The sequence below is a fragment of the Rania fehmarnensis genome (assembly GCF_056494185.1).
The window spans coordinates 7,436,061-7,457,871 of record NZ_CM151398.1 but is presented as its reverse complement, the minus strand read 5'-3'; the positions used below and the strand labels follow the sequence as shown (position 1 = coordinate 7,457,871).

Genomic DNA, 21,811 nt, shown 5'->3' with positions numbered 1-21,811 from the left:
TGTTCGTACTTCTACTCGTAAATACTGCGAGTAGGAGTAGGAGTAGGAGTAGGAGTAGGAGTAGGAGTAGGAGTAGGAGTAGGAGAGAACCCCTTTGAGCATTGTGTAATCATGGATTACATCCTGACCCAAACGTTACCTGGCATTGATGCCGGGTTACTTCGCACCTGGCTGGGCGAGCGCTGGATGCTGGTCCATCGGGCACACTACGATAGGTCTAGTCGTTGGTCCAGTATCGTTAGTTCGCGCATCAGTCAAACGCAGAGTGAGTTTCGTGATTGGCCCAATGGGCTGACGCGCGCTCTGCAATTGCTCGAGCGACAACAACGAACGTGCCTGATTGTACCTAGTACCACAACAGCGACCTGGATCCAGGCTGGAACGATGCTCAGTCATCTATCCACACTCCATGTTGAGGTGGATCAGTCAACGAGCGTGTATCAGTGGTTCATCAAGGTTCAGCGTCAACTCGATGCTAACAGTGATTCACTGCGGAATTGGCTGTGCATCTCGCCGGGATTGACACCCGCTGAAACAGGGATGGAAGAGTTTCCGATCCAAGACCGAGTGGCCATGGTTCTTGGGCATAGCGTAATCGCCTTGAACGTGCGCACCCGAGGAACGCTCGATCAATTAATGCAACGGCGTTTGCAAGATTCGCGGTTCCCTGTGGGCACTGTTTCGGTGCGTCTGAATCGCACATCAACAACACCGACATCCAAGACTTGTTCGCAGCGGAGGTTCGACCCGCAAGCGGTTGGTTGGTTTGTACCTGCTTCATCCCAACCCGATTGCACGGGCCGCGAACATCCGCTGAAATGTCGCCGGCCCCATACCGCTGTCCAGCCGTTATCGCAGTTGATTGCTCCGATTGAAATGATGCACAATTGGGCTGAGTACTTGGCTCACTGTGTCCGCGGTGATCCAGGACGCAGCGACCGAGCCCACAGCGATCAGGGTATCGCCGAACGTTGGTTCGACCATCGAGCGCTTCTGGATACGTTGCTCAGCGGCCGCTTTCACCAGCCCAGTGCCTTTCAAACTCTGTTGAAGATTCTCAGTGAAGGCCGACTGCGAGCCAGCCACAAGTTACTGCGTGGCGATCGGCCACTCCTGAGTTTCTCCGCTGTGCCTCTGCCCCAGTTGCTGGCGCGTCGAAATTTTCAATCGCATCTGGGGCGTTGGGATTGGGAGCCTTTCGGGCTCTTGATTCGTCGCGACTATTTGCAGCAGGTTGGCGCCAAGCCGGTTATTTATGGCGACGACCGCTTGTATCAGCAATTGTCGGAAGCCGATCGAGCGTTCTACCAGCCGGCCCAGCGCCGATCGGCCAAGTCGTCGGAGCAGGATTGGCAGAGCGAATGCGAATGGCGGCTACCCAACGACTTACGGCTGGTCGATGTACCAACTGAAAGCTTGGTGTTGTTCGTTGAAAGCGAGCATCAGGCACAATCGCTGGCCCACGAGAGTCGCTGGCCCGTTATTTGGCTGCGACGCTGTCAAACTCCGCCGCTGCTAACTGCTTCAGGGCCTCGACGACGTAACTCTGTTCGAACAAGCAGAAACTGAATTCGCGCGAGAAGGCCATCTTCAACTGACGCTGACGAGCGGCCAGTTCTTGCAGTCGCGATTGGGATTGTTGCTGTGCTCCCTGGTTTAGTTCCGCTAATCGCTTGTTGACACGCGTAATCTCGTGATGCCACTGCCACTTCTCGCCCCGCGGTGGAATATTGGCGAGCAATTCACGTTTCGCGTTCAGCAATTCTTCAATCTCACTGCTACTGGCATCGACAAACGCTTCGGGGTGATACCGCAGGTTCCAGGCGGTGGCTTGTTGCTGCTGGGTGGTGGCCCGATTGTCGTTGATCGATTCGCTCGGGCGATGCGCGCCCAATTGCATGTGCAACGTCGCAGTGGCCACGACCATCTGCGGCGGTGCGATTCCAAAGTATTGCGAAATAAGTGCGTCGGTCAGTTGGTCATATTTGCCGCCACCGATGCCATGCATGAAGAGATCGCTGATGACCAGTCGTGCAAACATGGTCGTGATCAAGGCCCGCGGGCGCAGCATTACATCATCGATCGCAAAGTTTTGCCAATCAGATACTGCATCAGCGCTATCGAGTGGGCCTTCAATTGTTGCTTGCCAGCCGGCTTGATCGCTCAGCAGCAGGTCATCGCCCTCCAAACGCACAAACAATCGTCGCCGCGTTGGTTCCGATTGCCGGTAAACCCACCAGGGTGCCTCCAGCCAACCGTGCCTGGAGGACAACACGGGCACTGGATGCGACAGACTGCGAATGTGATTGAGTTGGCGATAGCTGGCCAGTTGCTGGTTGTAAACCTGTTGAAAGCGGGCGATATCGGCAAGGATCGCCAGAGAAAACTTGGCAAAACCCGGCTGGCTGCAAAGTTGACTTAGTGGCAGTTCCAGCGACTTGAGTCCCAGTTCGCCTTCAAATGCATGTCGGCCTTGCGCAATGGCCAGTCCCAAGCGGCCTGTACGTTTGGCGGCTGTCATTACATGCGGCCATAGTTTGCCAACTAGTGGGGCAGGCAGATCGGCCATCAACCCGCGACCAATTCGCTGGGGGAAAGATGCCAACAGATCATGATTGAGGATCGATCGACATTCCCAGGCTATTGCCGGCGAGGGCGCGTCAAACGCAATGCTCTCCGTGCGAAACTGCTCTTGATAGGAATCGGATGCTGCTTGACTGCTTAGAACTCGAATAGCGGGCGAGCGACACAGGTCATTATCGATCACCAGATTCAGCGGTACGACGCCAGCATCGCCTGCCGCCTGGCTGAGCAAAAAATTCTTAAACCACACTCCGGGATGAAATAACTCCGGTTGATGTCCAGCCACTAACCAAGTTGCCGTAGCCATGGCATCGGACTTCTGGTCCTGCAACCACAGATCGCGATAACTCCGCGTGTACCGGAGGGCTGCCTGCCAGGCATCACGTCGCGCAAGTGCGCGCAAGTCGGCCAGCGCAGTACCAGCGATCTGCACACGCGCCATATCACGTTCAAACTCTAGCGGCTGTGGTGCAAACCCACGCCGGGCTCTCAGCATTGCTGCTAGAGAGGGCGTGATGAGTGACTGGCGATTGTCGCTGGGAGCGCGGTACTGAGGTGAGTGGCTTCGTTCAGGCGTGGACGATTTGGGCTTGGCCATTACGGACATTGACATTCTTTGCAAACTCGGTCGTGCGCAGGCAATTGGTATCCACGAGCTTGCATGGCGGCAATGCTGCGTTCCAGGCATTCATTGTAATATCGCAAACGCGTCTCAGCCTCGTCCAGGGCTCCGCCGAACGAACGATTCAGATCCAAGTAGATCAGTGGTACCGGCACTTCGATGATGCGCATGCCAAGCATCGAGGCTTGGACCCACAGTTCCAGTGGCATCGCATAGCCGAAGTCCGTGATATTTAACTGAGCCAAAGCCGATACGCGATAGGCTTTGAAGCCACAAAAGGCATCGGTCAGGCACAATCCCAATCGCTGATTGATCTGGCGCGTGATCTGACGATTGATAAACAACCGCTGAGCCGGCGGTTGGCTATCGCCTGGATATTTCTTCAGGTAACGACTACCCGAAACAATATCAGCGTTTTGACAAGCCGCCACAAATCGCGGAATGCGTTTGGGCTGATGCTGGCCGTCGCAGTCAAGCGTCACCAGGAACTCAAAGTCATGCTCGATAGCATACTGAAACGCGGATACTAGAGCCGCGCCATAGCCGCGATTCTGTGGATGATGAACCACGCGCAGCTGTGGGACCGCTTCCAGTTTTTCAGCCGTACCATCACTGGAACCATCGTTGATAGCTAGCACATTGTCCGCGTACTCGAAGACTTGCTGCAGAACGTCGGTGACGGTGTTCGCTTCGTTGTAGACCGGCAAGGCGGCCAGCCAATTACTTGCCATGACAGTTTCGTCCTCTACCCGATGGATGATTCAGGCGTGCGGTTCTTATATCTTCGGTGCACAGACTGAACAGCCCGCGCCACAGGACATTCTAGGTGACTGCCCCTGGCGGTCAACGAAAAACCACCTGGCACCGGGAGCAGAATCCCAACGGAGGGTGAGGCGACCCGTTTTTGGCCGAGAGTCACTGCAACTGGCAAAGTCAATCTTTGCTCTAATGTTAAGAATTGTTCCCTTGGGCGAATGTTGTCGCGAAAGGCGTCTCCGCTAGTTGCGAAAGGATCGCGATTGGGTTATCCTTTGGCAGAGTTGGCGGACGTGTTCCCTTGGTTGTTATTCGCGACGGTACCCATTCAGCGACTGACAGTTGGTATCGGTATCGTTGATTGTTCCCATTTCGAGCTGTCCCACCGACGTGCGAAGCTGGTATTGCCAACTAAAACTCTCTCTTATCACTCAGTGCAGCACCCCCGTTGCACGCTATCGGCTTCGCACGTCCTGTTTCCTCTGCCGCAACCCAGTGTGGCATTGGCTTCCATGTGGCATAGGCTTCCAGCCTGTGTCCATTAAAGTGGCATAGGCTTCCAGCCTGTGTCCGTTAAAGTAATACAACAAGACACCTCCGTCCGGAAAAATTTGACGTACTTGCCAGTTAGTTGAAGGTAAAAAAGATGACCGACCAAGCACCTCAAGCACCTGCCAGCGACAATAATTCCCAACCCGCTCAGGACAGCGCTTCGCGCCGCAGTTTCATTAAGGGTTCCTCCATGCTGCTAGCCGGTGGAGCGATGGTCGGTAGTTTGCCGATCGCGCGGGCCGCCCATGCGTATGGCTCTGACGTAATCAAGATCGGCCTGATTGGCTCGGGCGGTCGGGGTTCGGGAGCCGCCGAGCAAGCGATGAACACCACGGGCGGCGATGTGCGTTTGGTGGCGATGGGTGATGTTTTCGAAGATCGCTTGCAACAGGGCTATCGCGCACTGCAAGGCAATCACAAAGACAAAATCGATGTAACCGATGACACGCGGTTCGTCGGCTTGGATGCTTACAAGCGCGTGCTGGATACCGACTGCGATTTGGTGATTCTGGCCACGCCTCCAGGCTTCCGTCCGCTACACTTCGAAGCCGCCGTCGAAGCCGGCAAGAACATTTTTGCTGAAAAGCCGATCGCTACGGATGCTCCAGGCGTGCGTCGATTCTTGGCTGCCAACGAGAAGGCCAAAGAAAAGGGCCTGGCGGTTGCCATTGGTCTGCAAAGGCATCACGAAGTCGCTTACAAAGAAACGATTGACCAACTGAAGAATGGTGCAATCGGCGATATCATCTTCTGTCGTTGCTATTGGAACCAGGCTGAGTTGTGGGTGCGCAACCGACAAGAAGGTCAATCGGAACTCGCTTACCAAATGCGCAACTGGTATTACTTCAACTGGTTGTGCGGTGATCATATCGTCGAACAGCACATCCACAACATCGATGTGATCAACTGGTTGATGGACGGCCCACCTGAAAAGGCCGAAGGCATGGGTGGTCGCCAGGTTCGCACCGGCAAAGACTATGGTCAGATCTATGACCATCATGCCGTCGAATTCACCTACCCCAACGGTGTGAAGATGCTCAGCATGTGCCGCCACATACCGAACTGCTGGAATTCGGTCAGCGAGTTTGCTCACGGCACCAAAGGCTGGTGCGACATCAGCGGCGCCAAGATCTATGACAACAATAACAAGTTGGTGTGGAAGAGCGAAGGCAATCGCAACGGACACCAAGAAGAGCATCACGATCTGTTCCGTGAGCTTCGCGCCGGCAATAAGCCGCAGGAAGGCAAATACGGTGCAGAGAGCACGATGACCGCCATCATGGGCCGCATGGCCACCTACAGCGGTCGTGAATTGACTTGGAAGCAAGTGCTCAACAGCGATCTGAAGTTAGCCGACTTCGATGCCATCAAATCGCTCGACGATCCAGCACCGATCATGCCCGATGCCGATGGCTTCTACGAAGTCATCCAGCCGGGCGGCGACATCAAGAAAGTGCTGTAAGTCACTAGCCGCCAGCTAGGTACTTTTAGCTAATTGCCGCACACCCAACCCCAAACGCAAGTAGCCGAATCGCAAGATTCGGCTACTTGTGTTTGTAGCGGAAGCCGTCAAGGCTTTCGATGATACAGAGCGGTCGTCGCCAGCCATTTTGAACTCCAAAGCAATGGAGTCTTGTTTCGCAGACGGCAGGATTAATGCCTGCAAAAGTTTAGTAGCGACGAAAGCCTTGACGGCTTCCGCTACGATATTATTTGCTGGTGCGCGACTTGATGTATTCTTCTAGCGTGATGACTCCGTCGCCGTCGGCATCTTTGGGTTTAACGGTCATGGCAGACCATTCGTCGACGGTCAAGCGTCCGTCGTTGTTCTTGTCATACTTGGACATCATGCGTTGTCCCCACTTGCGCGTGGCTTCATCGGTGGAGGTGCCGGGCCCGCTGACGATCGAAGCCCCAGAGCCGCTGCTGGACGCCGGGCTGCCAGCTGCACTGCTCGAAGAGCTCGAAGCGATGGCTGGTACCGAGCTGCTGCCGTTCTTGAGCGATGTCAAACATTCGCGACTAGTGACGATGCCATCGTCATTGAGATCGAACTTGGCGAACTCGGCAACTTTATCGGCGTTCCAAGTAGGACTGTATTCGCTCATCAGGACTTGTCCATCGCCATCGGCATCGCTGCGCGCAAACCAATCGGGCAGTCCCTTGGTCGAGTCGGACTTGTCGCGGACACTCGCATTACGATAGCTCTTGGGCAGATCCTTCTTCTCCTCTTTGGCCTGGTCGCCGCCGGCATCGCGTGAGCCCCAGCCGCCGGCGTCGCCGCCAGCACCACGACCGCCCCAGCCGCCGCTGTCGCCACCCAAACCACCGCGGCCACCCCAGGGACTAGCTCCGCCACCGCCGCCCCAAGGACTCATTCCGGCAAATCGTGAGCGTGGATCATTGTTGTTGCCGCCTTGTGCGCCTTGTTCACCCAAACGGCGTTTGGCATAGCGCACGGCCAGTTCGTTCTTAGTTAGTTTGCCATCTTTGTTTCGATCATAGGTCAACGGATCCTCTGGCCAACGACCGCGCTGCAGCTCCTCAGTGGAGAGCATCCCGTCTCTGTCGGAATCGTAACGGCGAATGCGCTCTTCGGCTTCGCGCAGATCGCGTTCCTCGGTTTTGATCATGGCACTTTCGTCGGGAATGCCAAAGCCCGGCACGCCGACTTTCTCTTCGACTTTATCAAAGCCAGGTACCAGCGGTTCAGGTTCGGTCGGTTCATCGCTCTCGCCGCCCGGTGCCATTCCTGGAACGCCACCCATGCGGTCTGAACGCATGCGATCCATTTCTCCAGCTAGTCGATCCAGCGAAATGGGTTTGGATAGATCAATGCGTGGGTTGTTCTGAGCCATGCGGCTGAGAAAGAAACTAGCGGGTCCTTCTTGTTCTTCGGGGTCGAGCATGCCGTTGGCATTGCGATCAAAGCGACGCAGCATGTCGACTGGCGAGAAGCCTCCGCCGCCCATGGGTCCACCAAAACCACCGCCACCAAAACCACCACCGCCAAAACCACCGCCGCCAAAACCACCGCCGCCAAAACCACCGCCAGGAGGGCCGCCGAAACCGCCTCCGCCGAATCCACCGCCCGGGCCGCCAAAGCCGCCTCCGCCAAAGCCACCGCCGCGAAAACCGCCACGGTCCCCACCGCGATCGCCGCCACGTTCACCCCGGCCCCCCCGCTCACCACCGCGGTCCCCACCACGGTCGTCGCCCCGTTGCGCCCACAGATCAGGCGTGCCCAGTACTGTGCTCAGCGTCAGAACTAGCGTGCTTAGCAGGGTTGCTTTGGATTTCACCGTACCAGCCTCAAAATGCGAGAATGCCCGAAAAATTGTCGATCGGGCCTGTAGCCCATCTTACTCTCTAATGCTCCTAACACCACAAGAGCTAAATAGTTCCGGCGGCAGATCGCCCGTTTTGGCGTAGAGCAGCTGTCCTCAGCTGCTCAGCACCCTCTAACCAAAGTTTCTTCACACCGTGTGTCCGTGATGGCGATGCTGCGAGCCCTAAGATTCCCCGGGACTTTGTCCGTTTTCGTAGAGCAGCTGTCCTCAGCTGCTCAGCACCCTCTAACCAACGTTTCGTCACACCGCGTGTCGGTGGTGGCGATGGCGCGTGGGTCCCCGGGACTTTGTCCGTTGGCGTAGAGCAGCTGTCCTCAGCTGCTCAGCACCCTCTAATAAAGTTTCGTCACACCGCGTGACGCAATGGCGATGGTGCGAGCCCTAAGATTCCCCGGTACGTTGTCCGTCGTTTTGGGCGGTGTTGGGCTCAGGAGGACCTTCGCCCTCCCGGCGGCTATCGGTCGGTGGAGAATTTGGTTAGAAGGTGCTGAGCGGCTGGGGACAGCCGCTCTACTGCTGTCAGCGTACGCGCTGCATTTGTATTTGACCGGTGTCGCCGGCGGCGCTAAAGGAGCCGGACAGGGTCGAACTTTCCATGGTGGCCGACATCTGGTAGCCACCCAGCAGCGGTCCCAATTGCTTGTTAGCCGATAGACCCTGAACGGCGCCCGGATGGCCTTGAGCTTGCATCGAGACTTTGTAAGTAAACGGGACCACCAATAAGAAGCGGCCGCTGAAGCGCGCGTCGTAACTGCCGTCGGCTTGCGGTGTTATCCGCACCCGCATCGGTCCGCTATGGCCAGTCGACTGACTCTGCCAACGACCGCGATACACGCGCGGCTGGTCGCCCTGGGCCGCTGGCAACCACCAGCTCACTACGCACAAGAAACATACGCTTACCAACAATCGAGAGAACAACATGGGTAGCCTGATCTTACGTCAAAAAAGTGCAAACGGGATTTCAGTCAGCGTGGGGCGTTTTGATTGGAACGTTTACATTATGATTACAAGCGGCGGATTTGTCTGGTGGTCCAGCAAAGTACTTGATGTATAAACTATTTGATGGATGCGAGTTTAAATCTCATGGGCCTTCATCGTCGCCGTTTCTTGAAGAGTTCTGCGGCCACCACGGTTGGGCTGGCCGGTTGGCTCCATCTTAGTACCAACCTTCCGGCTGCTGGAGTGACGGTCGAAAAACCGCTGCCGGGTGAGGATGTGGAAAGTTACATTCGCCGGCTCCGCGGCGCCTGGGATGAAACTCTCTACAAACAATTACTGGGGGCCGCCAACGAGTTCAAAGAAGGCGATGCCACAGTCGGCGTAGCAGCCGCCGATCAGGAGTCCCGCGAGCATGCACGGCGATTGTTGGCAGCCACGCGTCTGAGAGTTTTCGACCAGCGCACGCCGCATCGCGACCAGGTGGCCACGACCATTGATCGCAGCCGCCCCGCACCCCAGCAAGCCTTGCCCGAGTCGATGACGCTGGGCGAACTAAAGCAATTCTTGCTTACTCAAAGTGAAGAACACATTCATGCGATCAAGCCGGGACTAGCGAGCGATTGTATCGCCGCAGTCGTCAAGCTGATGAGTAATGACGAACTGATTGCGGTTAGCGCAAAAGTTTTCAACGCGTTGCCCGGCAGCCAAATCGGAGCTCGTGGTTACCTGGGCGCGCGCATTCAACCCAATTCGCCCACCGACAATGTCGATGATATTCGCTGGCAGGTCTTCGATGGTTTTGCCTATGCCGTGGGTGATGTGCTGCTGGGTACCAATCCTGTGTCGAGCAATCCGGAAGCGGTGCTGGCTGTTGAGCGCACGCTGCAGGATGTGCTCAAGACGTTTGGCATCGATCAATTGATGCCGCACTGTGTGCTCGCACACATCGATGTGCAAGCCGAGGTTGAACTCAATGCCCCGGGTTCAACGGCGCTGTGGTTTCAGAGCATCGCCGGCAACGATGCGGCTAACGCAACCTTCGATGTGTCCGTGGACAAGCTGGTCAACTATGCTCGCGGTCGCACCGGTCCTTTTGGACTCTACTTCGAAACCGGGCAAGGAGCCGACTTCACCAACGGCCATGCGGATGGTTGTGATATGGTTTTGCTGGAATCCCGCAAATACGGCCTGGCCCGTTCGCTGACTTATGAAGTAGCCAAGGTTCGTGGTGGGGAGGCTTGGGTACACGTCAACGATGTGGCGGGCTTTATTGGCCCCGAGGTATTTCGCACGCGTGAACAATTGGTGCGGTGTTGTTTGGAAGACCTGGTGATGGGCAAGCTACATGGCTTGACCATTGGTCTGGATGTGTGTTCGACATTGCACATGGACGTGACGTTGGCGGATCTCGATTGGTGCTTGAATGAAATCGCACCTGCTTGTCCTGCTTACTTGATGGCCTTGCCTACCAAGATCGATCCCATGCTGGGCTACTTGACCACTGGCTATCAAGACCATGTTCGCTTGCGCGAAAAGTTTGGTACGCGGGTCAACGATGCCATGGCCAGGTTCTTCCAAGAGTTAGAAGTTATCGACGATCAAGGTCATCCGACTCAACATTTTGGCGATCCCATTTGGGTCTACGAAAAGTATCTGCGCAAGCAGGGCGACCAGCGCCCCTCCAGTGAGATTCGCGCCGAAGCCGAGCAACAATTAACCGCCGTGCGCGAGCGTGGAGTATTCATCGCCCGTGGTTCGGGCGCGCGGCCCTCGGAGTTGGCACCGCAGTTGGCCGCTGAGATCAACCGTATCTACACCGACGCCAAGCAGTGCATCTGGGAAGAGTGGCGCGAGGAGTTCGTCAAATCGATTCCAACGGCGATGCCGCTGGCGACCAATTCCAAAGATCGTACCGACTATATCTGGCACCCTGAATCTGGTGAACGACTGTCAGCTGATTCGGTTAACGCCCTGTTGTCACTGAAGAACCAGTACGCAGGCAAGTACGATACGCAGATTGTAATTTCTGAGGGACTGAACGCGTTGGCCTTGATGGATGCAGGCAATCTGCTGCCCCTGCTAACAGCGATTACCAAGGTAGCCGACGAAGTCGGTTTACAACTGGCGCCACATCATCTGGTGGTAACCAGTGGTCGTGTACGCGCAGGGTACCGCACAGGCGAAACACTCTTCGGGGGATTGGCTGGTCCGCGAACGATCGTGCATATCATTGGTGAACGACCCGGTAGCGGTCATCACACGATGTCTGTCTACCTTACCAAGGCTGAGGGCGCTGCCTGGTCCCAACCTAACCAAGTCGATCACAACATCACCCGCGTGGTCAGCGGCATTGCCACAACAGCACTAAAACCTGTCGAGGCGGCCAAGGAAATCAAGCGGCTGTTTGAAGTTTGAACGGCGAAAACAAACTTGGAACTGGCAGGCGGTCGACTATACTTCGTGCATGGACACAAACACCCTTGCCTTTTTGATTACGTTGGCCAGTTTCGCACTGCCTGGCCAAGTTGACTTACCTGCTTCTCCTGAGCAGGCCATTGCCGAAGCGGTGGCATCGATCACCGATCCTCCGCGGGTAAAAGTTTCACGCACGGGACTAACGCGAACCGTGCGGCATGGTAACGGCCAGTTGCTGCGCGGTATCTCGGTATCCAGTTATAAGTTTCAGCGGGATCAAGGTCTTTCGACGCATTTAAGCGACCCGAAATATTGGGCTGACATGAAGGCGGTTGGTATCAATGCGGTACGGCTGGTGGCCTTTGATGCTTGGCAACGTTCACATGGCGATCCCGGTACCAAACAGCCTTATCCGTATACGGATTTGTATGACGCCAGGCAAACAGCCGAGATGCTGGCCGAGTTCGATTTGATTGTCAATCAAGCAGCCGCGCATGGCATGGCTGTGATGATCAATTATCACGATGTCGGCAACTATCATGACCCTGATTACACGCAACCGGCTGATGAGGATGGTCAATTTCCGCCAGCTGCAACGTGGCAATACATCAATCGATTTTGGAATCTAGTCGCACCGCGCTACGCGCATCGCCCGCACGTGTTTTATGAATTGGCCAACGAGCCCGTAAAGTGGAGCTCCGATGATTATGATGCGACCGATATTCGCTATTTGAAGGTGTTGTTCCAAAAGGTGCGAGCCATGGCGCCGCGCACACATATCGTCGTGTGCTCGTTTGCAACGCATTACACCACCAGGGGCCGCACCATGTTCGACGTGGCTATGGAAATGAAGAGCGCCGGCATCGATTTTGGTAATGCATCGCTGGGTGTTCATCCATACAACTGGAACTACCCCGAAGACAACCAAAGCAAAACCATCTATCAATTGATGCGGAACTTTACCGTCATCAACACCGAGCAAAACTTTCCTGCCGGTTTGATCAACGGCAGCTACGATCCCGATGGTAGAGGTCTGGACGGCGATCGCTTTGGGGTTCAATCGATGGAACGCATGCATACCAGTTGGTTCCACTGGAATTCCGATTCGCCCACAGAATTCCGATTCAATTTCAGAGCCTACATCATTCGCGACGCCAAGGCCAAAGGCTATTACTGGGTAAGGTAACCTTCACTCTTGCGTTACAGGACTCGCCCCTCTCGAATCTCGCAAAGCCTCGATTCGACCTCCCCATGCTGCTCATGGAGAGATGAACGTCACCTCTCCCGCGAAGCGGGGGAGGTCGCTGACGCGGCGTTCAGCCGTCGTCGGCGGGAGGGGGCATAGCGCTACGGTTGACTCTTGTGTCACAGGACTCGCCCCTCCCGAATCTCGCAAAGCCTCGATTCGACCTCCCCATGCTGCTCATGGAGAGATGAACGTCACCTCTCCCGCGAAGCGGGGGAGGTCGCTGACGCGGCGTTCAGCCGTCGTCGGCGGGAGGGGGCATAGCGCTACGGTTGACTCTTGTGCCACAGGACTCGCCCCTCCCGAATCTCGCAGAGCCTCGATTCGACCTCCCCAAGGCGAAGCCTTGGAGAGGTGACTGGCGACTTAAGCGCCGCGCGATTCCAGACGTTTCTTGAACTGTTGCAAATCTTCGCGTATACGTTGGTCCAGGCCCATGTTAAAGAACTCGGCGACGGCCGCCACGGTTTTACCGCCGGGTGGATCGTATTGCATGGAGACTTTCATCTCAGTTTGCTTTTCACCCTTGGATTGGAAGTGGACGGAGCCGGCGGTGGCCACGTCGCCGTTGGTGCTCTTCCAGGAGACCATGCGATCAGCCTCTTGCTTGATGATCTCCGCATCCCAGGTCAAGGTCATGCCCAGGGGAGCACTAGCAGTCCAGCGCGTCTTCTTCTCACCGATGTTTTCTATCTTCTTGATATGCGGCAAGAATTCGGGCAACTTTTCCCATTGCGTCCAGATGTCGTACAGTTCATGGGCTGAACGATCGATGGTAAAGGTTTCTTCAACCTTGATACCGTGAACGCCTTTGTGCTCGGGCATAAATGCGGCCAGCGGACCACTAGCTGAGCTGCTGGGTGACTGGTCGTCCTCCAATTCGCACGTATTCATGCCAAGCTTTTGGTACAGCGCGCAATAGCCACTTAGGCCACGGTATAGCAGCGATGCACCGACAGCAGTCAATACCAGGCCTGGCAAACGACCACGCACAATGCCGCTGGCTACCAGTAGACCACCTAGCCCAGCTGAGACAACCCGCTCGGTTGAGCCGACGTTTTCACAAGTATTCGACCACATCGAGCTGTCACTAGAATGCGTTTCGTTACTGCGGCGCTGCTGAACCTGATTGCGTTCTGCGTTTGCTTGTCGACGGTTAGTCTGTGTGGAACCTGATCTGCTGGCGGATTGTGAGCGGCTAGACCCTTGACCTGAAGTGGAAGATGACTGACCAAACGACATGGTACTGGTGCTCCTTGCGGTGCGAAGAATTTGTGAAAAACCGACGTTTCTTTGCGAGATAGAGAAGCAATTCGAGGGCCCAACTTCGCTAAGTGCGACCTTTTTTCTATAATCGGAGGTCCAAGCCAGTTGTTTGTTACTAGTTATTGATCGGAGTGCAGCATGAAATCCAGCTTCTTCCTTGCCCTGTGCGCGGCGACTGCGCTGGTAGGTTCAGCTCCCGCTACGCATGCCGAAGATTGGCCGGGCTGGTTGGGCGCCAAGCGAGACAGCGTCATTCGCGAGACGGGTTATGTCACTTCGATACCCGCCGCTGGATTGCCCACGACATGGCGCGCACCGATCGGCGGTGGCTATGCTGGACCCGCTGTAGCCAACGGTCGAGTCTACGTGACCGACTACGTCGCGACTTCGGGCAAGAACACCAACAACCCAGGTGGTCGCGATATGCGCGAAGGCACCGAACGCGTTCTCTGTTTCGATGCCAAGACCGGCAAAGAAATTTGGAAACACGAATACAAACGCCCTTACAACATCTCGTACAGCAATGGTCCACGCGCGACACCTACTGTCGATGGTGACCTGGTGTTCAGCTTGGGCGCCGAAGGTGACTTGGTTTGCTTGGGAGCCAGTGACGGTCAAGTTAAATGGAGCAAGTCGCTGCCCACGGAATACAAGTCGGAAACGCCCATTTGGGGACATTCGGCTGCGCCATTGGTTTACGGCGACTTGGTCATTAGCCTGGCGGGCGGCGAAGGCAGCGTGGTAGTTGCTTTCGATAAACGCACTGGTAAAGAAAAATGGCGTGCTTTGTCGGCTAGCGAAATCGGTTATTGTGCACCCTCGATCATTGAAGTTGGTGGCAAAGAAGAGCTGCTCATTTGGCACGCTGATTCGATCAATGCTCTGGATCCCACTACCGGCAAAGTCTATTGGAGTGCGCCGCTGAAACCCAGTTACGCCATGGCGATCGCCGTGCCGCGGTTGGAAGGCAATCGACTCTACGCTAGCGGTATCGGCGAAGTAGGAGCGATGTTTGAAATCGGGGCTGACGGACAATCGATCAAAGAACTTTGGCGCGGCAAGGCCAAGTCGGCCATCTATTCGGCCAACGCGCCGACCATGTTTGTGGATAACACAATTTATGGAGCGGACTGTGGTAGTGGTCTATTCATTGCAGCCAGCGCTGCCGATGGTACGCGATTGTGGGAAACCTATGACCTAACGTCCAAAGGTGCAACGCGCCGCGTCAATCACGGTACCGCTTTCGTCGCTAAGCAAGCTGACAAGTATTGGATCTTTGCCGAGACCGGTGACTTGATCTTGGCCGACCTGAGTCCGAAAGGATTTAAAGAACTTGGTCGAGCGCATGTGATTGAACCTACCAGCGACGGCTTTGGCCGGCCCGTGGTTTGGACTCACCCGGCCTACGCCGACAAGCATGCCTTCATTCGCAACGACAAAGAAATAGTTTGCATTGATTTGTCTGCCAAGTAATGTGGCATGCACGTAGCGGAATGCGTCAAGCATTTCGTAGTTTACCCGTAGCGGAATGCGTCAAGCATTTCGTAGATTACGTATTCGACCTACCCGCCCTTCCCTGTTCGAAAGCCTTGACGGCTTCCGCTACACTCCTGACCCCATCCCTCCTTGGAGAACTCAACCGTGCGTACTTGGATTTCGATAGCCATTTGCTGTTTGGCGTTAGTAACTCTTTCACGCAGTGTGATAACCACCGCGCTGGCACCTCAAGAGGCCAGCCTGGTAGGCGCGGCGCAAACATTTGCACAATCGCTCAGCGGCGAAGCCAAACAGAAAGCCATGTTGCCATATAGCAACAAAGAACGCACCAATTGGCAATTTGTGCCCCTGCCCACCCGCAAAGGTTTGCCGATGATGGAGATGAACGAAGCGCAGCAAGCCGCCGCTCGCAATCTCTTGAAAGCTGCCGTTAGTCAAGCAGGTTTTGACAAGGCAACCAAGATCATGTCGTTGGAGGGGGTCCTGCGCCAGCTGGAAGGCCCCGACAGTCACGAGCGTCGCAATCCGCTCAAGTATTATGTCACCGTCTATGGAATGCCGGGCGAAAAAGAGCATTGGGGACTCAGCATCGAAGGCCATCACCTTTCGCTCAACTTCTCGATGCAAGGCAACAAGATCGTCGATTCCACACCACAATTCTTCGCCACCAATCCCGCTGAACTCAAGGCCAGCTATGGCGAAGGCTTTGAAAAGGGCTTGCAAGTCTTGCGTGAAGAAGAGACGCTCGCCTTTGATTTGCTAGGCAAGCTCAACGAAGAACAACGCAAACTCGTAATGCTCCCAGGCAAGACGCCCACAGAAATTCGTGGTGCTGCTGAACCGCAGCCACCCAAGACTGCTCCCGAAGGTCTGTCCGTCGCCAAGATGGAGGCCAGTCAAAAAGAGTTGCTCAAAGGTTTGCTGAAAGCGTACAGCGACAAGATGCGTAGCGAAGTCGCCGAGAACCGCTGGTCGCTGATCGAAGAAGCCGGCTTCGACAAGTTAACCTTCGCCTGGTCAGGGGCTGATAAGCCGGGCACAGGTCATTACTATCGAGTCCAAGGCCCAACGTTCTTGGTCGAGTTCATCAACGTGCAAGCCGATGCAGCTGGCAACCCCGCCAATCACATCCACTGCGTATGGCGGGACCTAACCGGCGACTTTGATTTGCCCATTCAATAACTCCTTGGAGTGCTGCGGCGCTAGCCGCAGCTTTGAGGTGATAACCCAACTGTACCGCAGCCTACACGAACCAGGTGACTCCAAACTTTCAGAGCGACTCAGGCGCGGCATGAGACTTCGCTTACATCAAAGCGGTGCCAGGTGGCACCGCACTCCATAGGTGACTCCTTGGAGTGCAGCGCCGCTGCGGCGCTAGCCGTAGCTTTGATGTGATAACCCGACTGTACCGCAGCCTGCACGCAGTAGGTGATTCAAACGTTCAGAGTGACTCAGGCTGCGGCTAGAGACTTTACTTACATCAAAGCGGTGCCAGGTGGCACCGCACTCCAAAGCAAAGCTCGATTTGTGAGTCCATATCCGGTCCTGGTTCGCTCAACTTACATCCCCACCACGTGACCAAGCCTGCCTACCAAAATCAATCACGTGAATCCCACCCCACCAGATCGAACAAATTGGCCACGCCAGCGGCTGAGAAAAGGCGTAGAATAGACGTGCCTTCGGTCGGCTGACTGGAAAGCCGTTTTCGGTCACCACGCCTTTCGATCCTTGCTCAAAAACCCGCTTATGACTCCACACAACGTGCCTGGTTTCGCCAAATACAACTTATGGGTGGCGTGTACGCTGCTTAGTATCATGGCGGTCCTGAATGGCTGTTCACCCGACGATGCCATTCGCCGCTACAAAGTGCCTAAATTAACTGAGCAGCGCGAGATGCTGGCGGCCATCCTGCCGCAGGAAACCACACCTTGGACCTTCAAGCTGACGGCTCAGCCGGAGAAGGTTGAGCAGTACCGCGAGGATTTTCGCAAGCTCGTCGAGTCGCTCAGCTTTGGTCCCGATGGCAAGCCGTCGTGGCAATTGCCTGAGAAGTGGAGTGAAGAAGCTGGCGCTAATGAGTTCGTCTACCGCGCTTTCAGTCCGGCGTCGGACAATCAGATACGCGTTACGCTGTCTCAGCTGAGCTTTCCCTTTGATCCCAAGGACCTCGACCAAAAGCGGTGGCAAGATTACGTGGCTCAGAATGTCAATCGTTGGCGCGGGCAACTGCAGTTAAACGATCAGCCCTGGGAAGAAATGGCCAGCGGGTTTGAACCGATTGAGAGATTGTCTAAACCTGAGCTACCTGCCTATTACGTCACGTTACGCGGACGGGCTGATGGCGGTTCGACCAGTATGGGTGGAGGACCGTTCAGCCGCATGGCCCCAAACGCTCCGCCAGTAGCACCCCAACAAACCAAGAGTCCTACGGCGACTGCTAAAGACAAGCTCAAGGTGAAATTGCCCGCAGGCTGGCAAGAGGTTCCTCCGCTGAACACGATGGCCATGCTCTCGTATGAAGTCACTGGAGCCGACGGCAAGAAAGCGGCCATTACCTTTATCGCTGCCGGAGGTGATCGAGAATCAAACGTGGCTCGCTGGAATGGACAGGTCCGTGGCGATCCCGAGCAAGTAGCCAAAGCGCTGGCTGAATGCGAGCAGCTAACAGTCAATGAGGCTCCTACGGAAATTTATCAACTGAGTGGCGCCGGAGAAGATCCCCAAGCTATCAGTGTGGCCAAAGTCGATTGGAGCAGCCAAGATTCGCTGTTCATAAAAATGATGGGACCAGCGGAACTGGTCAAGTCACAACACGCAGCCTTCGTCTCCATGGTCAAAGAGTTGACCTGGTAACCATACGAGGAAACGAATTTATTATGAGTGCAAGTTCTGTCCCCGGAATGAAGTCCGCCTTGGCCGGCGCGCGAACTGGCGCCCAGCCCATGACGGCTTGGGAAGTTTTAAAACTGGCCGGTTCATTGAAGATCACCGTAGTGATGTTCTTCCTGGCAACCTGGTTAGTACTGTTCGGCACGCTGGCTCAAGACGAACAGAACTTGAGCGAAGTCAAAGCCGAGTACTTCAACAGCTTTTTAGCGATCATACCCTTTGACGTCTTGCTGCCCATTACTGTCTTTCCGCACGATAACCCTATCCCAGGTGCCTTTCCGTTTCCGGGTGGAGCGACCATCGGTTTGATCCTGATGGCCAATCTGATTGCGGCCAAGTTGACGCGCTTTCACATGTCGGCCAAAGGTGGTCGATTGATTGGCGGAGTTCTCATGTCGCTCTTCGGAGCTGGGTTGGTCGTAGCTGTAATCATCGCTGGCAATCAAACCGAAGGGTTGCAAGGCAAGCCGCCCATCGAGTACGCACAACTCTGGGACATGCTGCGTTGGAGTATTGTCGCGCTAACAATCCTGTCGATTGCCGCCGCGCTGTTTCCTCGCAACTTGCCTTCGCTGGCCCGGATTACCCTATGGGTGATCGCTTCGCTCATGGTAGCGCTGACGGTGTTCTTGTTGGCTAGCGGCAATCGCGTGAGATTGGATGACCCAGGCCTGCGCATCGTGTGGCAGTTGTTGCAATCGAGCGTGGCGGCCATGGTCGTGCTGGCTGGACTGTGGATGGTCTTTGGCAATCGCGGTGGCAACGTGCTGATTCACATCGGCGTGGCCCTGATGATGCTGGGACAATTCATCTTCGGTGATCGTCAAGTCGAACAGCGGATGTCATTGTTGGAAGGTCAGGAAACCAATCTAGTTTACAGTCAGAACGAAGTCGAACTGGCCCTGGTCGATACCAGCGATCCAACCGCTGATGATGTTTTGGCGATTCCGGAAAGTCGCTTGAGCCGCGCCGCTCAGAGCGATCGCCCCATCGATGATCCTGCGTTGCCGGTGAAGGTGAAGGTGATCCGGTGGATGCCCAATAGCACCATGGTCAGGGTCGAAGATCCCGACAAGAATCTGGCCACCGCCGGCAATGGTCTGCAGATGCAGGCCGTCGAGGAACGCACCAGCGGCGGCGCGATGAGCAAAGTCAACGTCGCCTCCGCGTATGTCGAACTGATTGACAAGCAGACCGACCAATCGCTCGGGGTGCACCTGGTGACCCAGTTTTTGAACGATCAAAAGCAGATATTCATGGGCGCGCCGGATGATCGCAACGATCGGGTGACCATCGATGGCAAGCCCTATGAGATCGGATTGCGTTTTCGTCGTGAATACAAACCCTATTCGGTATTCTTGAAAGATGTTGAACGCAAAGATTACGAAGTTTCCGATCGCGTGCGTGATTATTCATCGCATGTGGTGATCAAAGATGCTCGCAATGACAATTCGGAGTTCGCTGGCCATATCTGGATGAACAACCCGGTACGTTATCGCAACGAATCGTTCTACCAGAGCGAATACAATTCCATGCGCGGCAATGACGGCCAATTGGTCGAAATGACGGGCTTGCAGGTTGTAGCCAATCAAGGTTGGGTTATTCCGTACGTCTCGTGCATGCTAGTACTCTTTGGCATGATCTCGCACTTCAGCGGTGTGTTCTTGCGTTTTGCCAATCGGTTTGAACGCGGTGCAATTCCGACGGCGCAAAAGCTGGCGAGTGAAAATCCTTATCAACCCAGCCACGATTCCAGGACAACTGCGGGCAACTCGACATCGATGCGGCGCATCGTGGTTGCCATGGCTGGCGTCTTTGTGATCGTCGGACTGACAGTTTTGTATGCGTCACAGCCACCCCGCTATAAAGAGAACCAAACGAACTGGTACACGATTGGCAAGATTCCAGTCATGCATGAAGGTCGGCCTAAGCCGCTGGATACGGTAGCCCGCAATGTGCTGCAAGTTCTGTATGAACCACTGTTTGGTTCCACTCCGCAGCCCAAGGATAGTACCGGTCAGCGAAACTCGGCCACCAGTTGGCTGCTGTCGGTCATGGCAGATAAAGAGTGGGCTGCGGATTCACCCGTCTTCCGCGTCTATTCGCAGGAGGCCCGTGATTACTTCGATTTGAAACCACGACCTGGTTACTTGTACTCGTACAATCAATTGAAGGACAAGGGTGAGCAACTGGGGCAAGAGCTGCAGGCCAAACGCGATGCCAATGCTAAGTTGACTCCCGAAGATGAGAAACTGGCACAGGTCCAGCGCAAGCTGCAACTCTACGACATCATCTCGATCAGCTATCGCATGCCGCCGCTGCCTAACGAGGCGCAGTTCGAAGATACCGAAGAGGGACGTAATCGCTTTGCCAGTCAATTGCGAGGTTTGATGGAGTTCGAGCGCCGCTTGGAACAAGCCAATCCGCCGGCCATTATTCCGCCCCAAGCCAACAAAGATGGGGAACAAGCGCTAGACGATCGCTGGCAAGCCTTCAGTCCCGCTTTCTTCACCAGCTACTTGGCCCTCAAGCTGGGCATGCGCAGCGAGCCCAATCCTGCCATTGAAAAGTTCACTGTCATCCTTGATGCCTATCGCGCGAACGATTCAGCAGCGCTCAACAAGGCATCCAGTGACTACCTGAAGTATGTCAACGAGCTCCCAAGTGTCGATCGCAAGTTTAGCGGTGTGCCCGTGGAAGTGTGGTTGAATCACTTCAATCCAACGGTCTGGGGTGTGTTGTTCTACATCGTTGCCGCGATCACTGCTTTGTGCGGGATCTTGGCTACGTCGCCGACAACGCGCTGGGCGACGTTTGCCTTGATCTTGATGACCTTTATCATTCACACGGTAGCCATCGTTGTACGCATTTGGATTTCGGGTCGGCCGCCGGTGGTCAATCTTTATTCGTCTGCGGTCTTCATCGGCTGGGCAGCGGTTTTTGGTTCGATGATCCTCGAATTGATCTATCCGATCGGTGTATGCAACTTGGCCGCGGCGCTTATCGGGGCTAGTACGCTCAGCATCGCGCGTTCGCTTGACACCAGTGATACCATGCATGTGCTCGAAGCTGTCCTGGACACGCAGTTCTGGCTATCGACGCACGTGATCACCATTACGCTAGGATACGCCGCCACGTTCTTGGCTGGGTTCTTCGGCATCATGGCGCTAGTGCATCGCATCAAGAGCGGCATGGATCGCCGGAGCGTTGATCAGCAATCCGCTTATGACCGCGACTTGCAAAACATCTATACACGCATCATTTACGGCGTGTTGTGTTTTGCGATTCTGCTCAGCTTCATCGGTACGGTTCTCGGGGGGTTGTGGGCCGATGACAGTTGGGGCCGCTTCTGGGGTTGGGATCCCAAAGAGAACGGGGCCCTGATGATCGTGCTCTGGAATGCCTTGGTACTGCATGCCAACTGGGATCGCATCGTCGGTCAACGTGGATTGGCGGTGCTGGCGGTGCTGGGCAACATCGTTACCAGCTGGTCCTGGTTCGGCACCAACCAACTGGGAATTGGTTTGCACAGCTACGGCTTCACTTCGGCCGTGCTCGTGACGCTAGCGGGTGTCGTAATTGGGCACTTGGCTTTTGTGATCGGGGCCCTGGCATTAACCGGAGGCATAGGTGGGAAGACGCCACCGGCCCTCGGGTCGAAAGGTTAAACAGTCACCTCTCCAAGGCTTCGCCTTG

13 protein-coding genes are annotated in these 21,811 nt (G+C 55.5%); 8 read left to right on the top strand and 5 right to left on the bottom strand.

What is annotated here, in order from left to right; genetic code table 11:
• Positions 1–111 precede the first annotated feature (111 nt).
• Entirely contained in the window at positions 112–1,569 is a 1,458-nt protein-coding gene (locus SH573x_RS25360; RefSeq protein ID WP_479350845.1) for a hypothetical protein, read from the top strand.
• Here the strand turns inward: SH573x_RS25360 and SH573x_RS25355 are convergent.
• Together SH573x_RS25355 and SH573x_RS25350 are read right to left on the bottom strand one after the other, a co-directional pair.
• Positions 1,481–3,196: a hypothetical protein gene (locus SH573x_RS25355; RefSeq protein WP_479350844.1), complete on the bottom strand. Its 1,716-nt coding sequence runs from the start codon at positions 3,194–3,196 to the stop codon at positions 1,481–1,483. The two genes, SH573x_RS25360 and SH573x_RS25355, sit on opposite strands and share 89 nt — an antisense overlap.
• On the bottom strand, positions 3,181–3,936 hold the full coding sequence (locus SH573x_RS25350; protein WP_479350843.1) for a glycosyltransferase family 2 protein: 756 nt from the start codon (positions 3,934–3,936) through the stop codon (positions 3,181–3,183). Before SH573x_RS25350 ends, SH573x_RS25355 begins: the two co-directional genes overlap by 16 nt.
• 671 nt (positions 3,937–4,607) lie before the next feature.
• On the opposite strand from SH573x_RS25350, the gene SH573x_RS25345 reads away from it, so the two are divergent.
• Positions 4,608–5,975 carry a Gfo/Idh/MocA family protein gene (locus SH573x_RS25345; protein ID WP_479350842.1) on the top strand — a complete coding sequence of 456 codons (1,368 nt, stop codon included), beginning with the start codon at positions 4,608–4,610 and terminating at the stop codon, positions 5,973–5,975.
• 247 nt (positions 5,976–6,222) lie between these two features.
• Here the strand turns inward: SH573x_RS25345 and SH573x_RS25340 are convergent, their stop codons facing one another.
• Positions 6,223–7,815, bottom strand: a complete 1,593-nt coding sequence (locus SH573x_RS25340; RefSeq protein WP_479350841.1) for a hypothetical protein — start codon at positions 7,813–7,815, stop codon at positions 6,223–6,225.
• Positions 7,816–8,382: 567 nt separating this feature from the next.
• Positions 8,383–8,784 (bottom strand): hypothetical protein, encoded by a 402-nt coding sequence (locus SH573x_RS25335; protein WP_479350840.1) that lies wholly within the window; start codon positions 8,782–8,784, stop codon positions 8,383–8,385.
• A 162-nt stretch (positions 8,785–8,946) separates the two neighbouring features.
• On the opposite strand from SH573x_RS25335, the gene eutB reads away from it, so the two are divergent.
• Both eutB and SH573x_RS25325 read left to right on the top strand, forming a co-directional pair.
• Positions 8,947–11,217 (top strand): ethanolamine ammonia-lyase subunit EutB, encoded by a 2,271-nt coding sequence (eutB, locus tag SH573x_RS25330; RefSeq protein WP_479350839.1) that lies wholly within the window; start codon positions 8,947–8,949, stop codon positions 11,215–11,217.
• A gap of 49 nt (positions 11,218–11,266) precedes the next feature.
• Positions 11,267–12,403 (top strand): cellulase family glycosylhydrolase, encoded by a 1,137-nt coding sequence (locus tag SH573x_RS25325; protein ID WP_479350838.1) that lies wholly within the window; start codon positions 11,267–11,269, stop codon positions 12,401–12,403.
• Positions 12,404–12,829: 426 nt separating this feature from the next.
• On the opposite strand, the gene SH573x_RS25320 is transcribed toward SH573x_RS25325, so the two are convergent.
• Positions 12,830–13,543, bottom strand: a complete 714-nt coding sequence (locus tag SH573x_RS25320) for an SRPBCC family protein (protein ID WP_479350837.1) — start codon at positions 13,541–13,543, stop codon at positions 12,830–12,832.
• Between the two features lie 324 nt (positions 13,544–13,867).
• Here SH573x_RS25320 and SH573x_RS25315 point away from each other — a divergent pair, with 324 nt between their 5' ends.
• From SH573x_RS25315 to SH573x_RS25300, 4 genes are all read left to right on the top strand, one after another.
• Positions 13,868–15,202 carry an outer membrane protein assembly factor BamB family protein gene (locus SH573x_RS25315; protein ID WP_479350836.1) on the top strand — a complete coding sequence of 445 codons (1,335 nt, stop codon included), beginning with the start codon at positions 13,868–13,870 and terminating at the stop codon, positions 15,200–15,202.
• A 168-nt stretch (positions 15,203–15,370) separates the two neighbouring features.
• Entirely contained in the window at positions 15,371–16,408 is a 1,038-nt protein-coding gene (locus tag SH573x_RS25310) for a DUF3500 domain-containing protein (RefSeq protein ID WP_479350835.1), read from the top strand.
• A gap of 564 nt (positions 16,409–16,972) precedes the next feature.
• A complete protein-coding gene (locus SH573x_RS25305) occupies positions 16,973–18,079 on the top strand; it encodes a hypothetical protein (RefSeq protein ID WP_479350834.1) in 1,107 nt (368 codons plus the stop codon).
• 23 nt (positions 18,080–18,102) lie between these two features.
• Positions 18,103–21,783, top strand: a complete 3,681-nt coding sequence (locus SH573x_RS25300; RefSeq protein ID WP_479350833.1) for a cytochrome c biogenesis protein — start codon at positions 18,103–18,105, stop codon at positions 21,781–21,783.
• The last annotated feature ends 28 nt before the right edge of the window (positions 21,784–21,811 follow it).